7 protein-coding genes are annotated in these 4,919 nt (G+C 71.5%); all 7 read right to left on the reverse strand.

Features of this window, described 5'->3' with window-relative positions; translation table 11 throughout:
- On the reverse strand, positions 1-218 hold a 218-nt coding region (locus VB737_RS05345; protein WP_500311768.1), incomplete at its 3' end, for an RsmD family RNA methyltransferase.
- Positions 215-838 carry an imidazole glycerol phosphate synthase subunit HisH gene (gene hisH / locus VB737_RS05350; RefSeq protein WP_500311770.1) on the reverse strand — a complete coding sequence of 208 codons (624 nt, stop codon included), beginning with the start codon at positions 836-838 and terminating at the stop codon, positions 215-217. The genes hisH and VB737_RS05345, both read right to left, overlap by 4 nt.
- Positions 835-1,809 carry an LOG family protein gene (locus VB737_RS05355; protein ID WP_500311772.1) on the reverse strand — a complete coding sequence of 325 codons (975 nt, stop codon included), beginning with the start codon at positions 1,807-1,809 and terminating at the stop codon, positions 835-837. Before VB737_RS05355 ends, hisH begins: the two co-directional genes overlap by 4 nt.
- A 121-nt stretch (positions 1,810-1,930) precedes the next feature.
- Positions 1,931-2,254 carry a thioredoxin gene (gene trxA, locus VB737_RS05360; RefSeq protein WP_015110798.1) on the reverse strand — a complete coding sequence of 108 codons (324 nt, stop codon included), beginning with the start codon at positions 2,252-2,254 and terminating at the stop codon, positions 1,931-1,933.
- 234 nt (positions 2,255-2,488) lie between these two features.
- A complete protein-coding gene (locus tag VB737_RS05365) occupies positions 2,489-3,652 on the reverse strand; it encodes a GuaB3 family IMP dehydrogenase-related protein (protein ID WP_500311774.1) in 1,164 nt (387 codons plus the stop codon).
- 72 nt (positions 3,653-3,724) lie between these two features.
- Positions 3,725-4,357 carry a CAAD domain-containing protein gene (locus VB737_RS05370; protein ID WP_500311776.1) on the reverse strand — a complete coding sequence of 211 codons (633 nt, stop codon included), beginning with the start codon at positions 4,355-4,357 and terminating at the stop codon, positions 3,725-3,727.
- Between the two features lie 71 nt (positions 4,358-4,428).
- Positions 4,429-4,919 (reverse strand): homocysteine biosynthesis protein (locus tag VB737_RS05375; RefSeq protein WP_500311778.1); only part of this gene is annotated, 491 nt, incomplete at its 5' end.

A 4,919-nucleotide genomic window follows, 5' to 3' on the forward strand; every position in this document is an offset into this window, starting at 1 on the left:
CGGCGATCCCGCTCCACGGCCACCACCTCGGCAGCGCCGCGCTGCAGGGCCTCGCAGGCCATCACGCCGCTGCCGCAGCAGAGATCCAGCCAGCGGCTGCCGGGCACCCGGGCCGCCAGCAGGTTCATGACCGCCAGCCGGACCCGGGCGGCGGTGGGCCGGGCGGTGCTGCCGGGGGGGCTCTGCAGCCGGCGCCCCCCGCTCAGCCGCAGCGTCACAGGGAGGCGACCCAGTCCAGCCAGCGGCGCAGCATCGCTTCGCCCACGGGCCCGGACTTCTCCGGGTGGAACTGGCAGGCGGCGATGCTCCCCTGCCAGACCGCCGCGGTCACCGGGGTGCCGGCGTAGTCGACCAGGGCGGTGGTGGCCGTGGCCTCGGCAGGCTCGGCGGCGAAGGAGTGCACGAAGTAGACCCAGGCCTCGGGGGTGGCGGCCGGCAGCAGGGGGCTGGCGGTGGCCGGGATCAGGGGGGCCCAGCCCATGTGGGGCAGGGGGTGGCCCGCCACCCGCGGCAGGGAGCGCACGCGGCCGGCCAGCACGCCAAGCCCATCGGTTCGGCCTTCCTCGCTGGCCTCGAACAGCAACTGAAGCCCCAGGCAGATCCCCAGCAGCGGGCGGCCGCTGGCGCAGGAGCGGCGCAGGGCCTGCTCCAGCCCGGCCGAGCGCAGCCGCTCCATGGCCGGATCGAAGGCGCCGACGCCCGGGAGCACCAGGGCCTCGCAGGGCTCGAGGTCGGCCGGGCCGTGCACGCTCACCAGCTCGGCACCGAGCCGCGCAAAGGTGCGCTGCACCGAATGGAGGTTGCCCATGCCGTAGTCGATCAGGCCGATGCGGCTCATGGCTGGCTGACGCTCGGGACCCGCTCGGCCGGATGCTCCAGGGCCGGTGAGGCGGGCAGGTCGAGGCCGTTGAGGTGGTCGATGAACTGATAGAGCCTGCCGACGCGGCGCTTGTCGAAGCGCAGCCGCAGGCAGGGCCGCAGCAGGCCGTTGTCGTCGACGCCCTCGCCGGTCTGGATGGCGCCGTCCTCCAGCAGGTCGGCGAAGCGGCGGTTCAGCTCCGGCAGCAGGCTGCGGGGCACCTCGGCGTTGAGCAGCAGCTCGATGCGGTCCTGCCCCAGCTGGGCGCTGTGGAACACCCGGTAGAACCGGCAGATGTGGGCCACGGCCTCCTCGGCGCTGGAGGCTTCCACCATCAGATCCACATCCTCCGGGGAGATGAGTCCCCGGGTGGCCAGCTCCTGGTGCACGTTGTGCTTCCAGACCTTCCAGAAGTCGTCGCCGTCCGGCGAGAGCAGCACCAGGGGAATCGGCGACGTGCGGCCCGTCTGGATGAGGGTGAGGCACTCGAACAGTTCATCGAGGGTGCCGAATCCCCCGGGCATCACCACCAGCGCATCGCTCTCCATCAGGAAGAACAGCTTGCGGGTGAAGAAGTAGCGGAAGTAGAGGAGGCGCCCCTCGCAGGCGCTCACGTAGGGGTTGGGATGCTGCTCGAAGGGCAGATCCACGTTGAGGCCGATGCTGTGGTCGCATCCCGCGCCGCTGTTGGCGCCCTCCATGACGCCGGCCCCGGCTCCCGTCATCACCTCGAAACCGGCCTCCACCGCCTGGCGGGCGACGTCCTCGGCCAGCAGGTAGCAGGGATCCTCGCGGCGGGTGCGGGCCGAGCCGAAGACGCTGATCTTGCGCGCGCTGCGCCTGGGGCGGAAGACCTCCAGGGCCTCGCTGATGTCGGCCAGACAGCCGGCGATCAAGCGCCACTCCTCCTCCTCCTTCTCCTGCCGCGCCACCTGGAGCAGGGACACCACGGCGCGCTCGATCTGGCGGCGCTGGGGGTGGCCGTGGAGCGCTTCAGCGAGGGCCTGCAGGGGGCTGATGCCCGCCGCCGGCGGGGGATTCGGGGGGAGGGGCGGCGTCAGCGGAGCGGTATCAGAGGTATTTGGAGATGGTGCCCGACAGGGTGTTCTTGGGAACGGCACCCACCACGGTGTCGACCTTCTGGCCACCCTTGAACAGCATCAGGGTGGGAATGCTGCGGATGCCGTACTGGCTGGCGACGTTGGGGTTTTCGTCGGTGTTGAGCTTGTAGACGCGGATCTTGCCCTCGTATTCCTTGGCGATCTCATCGACGATCGGGGCCACCATGCGGCAGGGGCCGCACCAGGGTGCCCAGAAATCAACCAGCACGGGCACATCACTCTTGAGCACGTCTTGCTCGAAGGAGGCGTCGGTGACGGCAGCGGCGCTGGACATTCCTTGCAGACTCGGGATGTAGTGAATCTAGCAACCGGGTTCGGCCGCTCTTCCCGGGAATGGGGCCAGCGTTGCAGGCCGTAGCGGAACCGGAGGCCACGGCCTGTCAGGAGAAGACAAAAAGCCCGGACACGCCGGGCCGGGGGGTGTGAGGAGTGTGCGAGCCGGAGCCCCCACATCCAGAGGTTAGCCCCCATCTCGCCTTGAGGCCGTGGCGTCCAGACCTGGGACGACCTACTTGCCCATGCCCAGCTGCTGGGCTTTCTGGTACACCTTGCCCTCGGTCAGAAGGGACGGCGCCACCACCACCTCCACCTCACGCATCTCCTTGAGGGTGCGGGCCCCCAGGGTGCCCATGGAGGTGCGGATGCAGCCCAGCAGGTTCTGGGTGCCGTCGTCGAGGCCGGCCGGGCCGCGCAGGATCTTCTCGAGGCTGCCGGTGGTGCCCACCTTGATGCGGGTGCCCCGGGGCAGCACCGGGCTGGGGGTGGCCATGCCCCAGTGGAAGCCGCGGCCGGGGGCTTCGGCGGCCCGGGCGATCGGGGAGCCGATCATCACCGCATCGGCGCCGCAGGCCAGGCATTTGCAGATGTCCCCGCCGGTGACGATGCCGCCATCGGCCACCACGGGCACGTAGCGGCCACTCTCCCGCTCGTAGTCGTCCCGGGCGGCGGCGCAGTCGGCCACGGCCGTGGCCTGGGGAATGCCGACGCCGAGCACACCCCGCGAGGTGCAGGCGGCGCCGGGGCCGATGCCCACCATCACCCCGGCGGCCCCCGCCCGCATCAGCTGCAGGGTGACGTCGTAGGTGACGCAGTTGCCGATCACCACCGGCACGCCAAGGTCGCGGCAGAGGGCGGCCAGGTCGAGGGTCTGGCGGCCTTCGGGGCCGATGTGCTCGGTGGAGACCACCGTGGCCTGGACGAAGAACAGATCGGCGCCCGATTCCGCCACCGCTGCTCCGAAGCGCAGGGCGGCCACCGGGGTGGCGCTCACCGCCGCGATGCCGCCGCCCGCCTTGATCTCGGCGATCCGCTGCCGCACCAGGTCCTCGCGGACCGGCTGGCTGTAGAGCTCCTGCATCAGGCCCACGAACTCGTCGCGGCCCACCGAGGCGATCTTTTCCAGCACCGGCTCGGGATCGTCGTAGCGGCACTGGACCCCTTCGAGGTTGAGCACCCCGAGCGCCCCCAGCCGGGTGAGCTCGATGCACATGCCCACGTCCACCACCCCGTCCATGGCGCTGGCGATGATCGGGATCTCCCGCTGGATTCCCCCCAGGCTCCAGCTGCTGTCGGTCACCTCGGGATCGACGGTGCGACCGCCCGGGACCAGAGCGATCTCATCGATGCCGTAGGCGCGGCGTACGGTCCGGGAGCGACCGAGCTGAATGTTCACCGTTGGACGGACACAGTGGGCACAAACTATCAACCGGTCCGCGACGGCCCCGGCCTGAGCCCGTGCCCCGGATCACTCCCGGCCGCGGAAGTCGTTCCAGCGGCGGCTCCAGTCGGCGAAGACCTGGTCCCGGTCGCTCTTGCGCACCAGCCGGGTGGCGGTGAAGCGGACCGCAGCGATCAGGCCCACCAGCTCCAGCAGGCCGCCCACCAGGGGCAGGCTGTCGAGGGTGCCGATCAGGGACGCATAGACCCGCAGCAGCAGCACCACCCCGATCAGGATCGCCAGACCCTTGAGGGGGCCGCGGAAGCGCTGCCACTGGGCCTGCAGTTCGCCGCTGCCGAGCCAGTCCCTGATCTTCTGCAGCAGCAGATCGAACTCGCCGCCGCCTTCGCCGCCCGGTTCGGCGGAGCCCTCCAGGGGGGGCACCTCCAGGGTGGCGGTGATGCCGGGTTCCGGCTCGCTCACCGGGGCGGGTACCGGCTCCGGCGCCGGGGTCTCGCCGTCGGCTTCGGCCAGGGGCTCGAATCCGGCACTGACCGGGACTGGTTCCGGTTCGGCTTCCGGCGTGGCCACGGGCGGTTCCGTCGCCCACGGCTCCGGCGAAGGTCCGTTGTCCTGGGGCTCAAGGCCGGAGGGGGGCTCAAGGCCGGAGGGGGGCTCAAGGCCGGAGGGGGGCTCGGGGCTGAAGGGGGTCTCGGCCATGGCAGATGCCGGAAGCTCACGGCGGAGCTTACGGCTGTTTTCCCCCGTCGCCCCGGAGCTGTGCAGGGAGTTCAGCTGTCGAGGGGAATCAGCCCACCGCGGCCGGAGAGGGGCCGGACCGGCAGGCGCAGCGGAAAGCGGTCCTCCACCAGCCAGGTGATCAGCTCGGCGCCGATCGCCTCCGCCAGCCGTGGGCTGTGGGCCGGAGCGGCGGTGACGCGGCGTCCCTCCAGCTGGATCCGGCCGGACCGGAGCCGGGCATAGCTGACCGAACCGAGGCGGGGCCGCAGGCGGCGTGGAATGGAGACATCCAGCACCGGCGCCTCCAGGTCCTCGTCGCCGCAGGCGGCCTGGTGGGCCACCGCTTCATTGATCAGGGGGATCGGAGCCGCCAGCCCCACCAGCAGGGCGGCGCCGTGGCCCTCAAAGAAGCAGGGCCGCAGCCATTCGGGCCGCAGGCCGTGCAGATCCACGCTCACCGCCGCCACCGCCCCGGGGCTGAGGGCGTGGCCGCCGGCGGAGCGCGGCACGCCGGGCTGGTGGCCGCTGCCGCTGCCCACCA

The sequence above is a fragment of the Synechococcus sp. BA-120 BA3 genome (assembly GCF_034931285.1).
GTDB lineage: Bacteria > Cyanobacteriota > Cyanobacteriia > PCC-6307 > Cyanobiaceae > Cyanobium.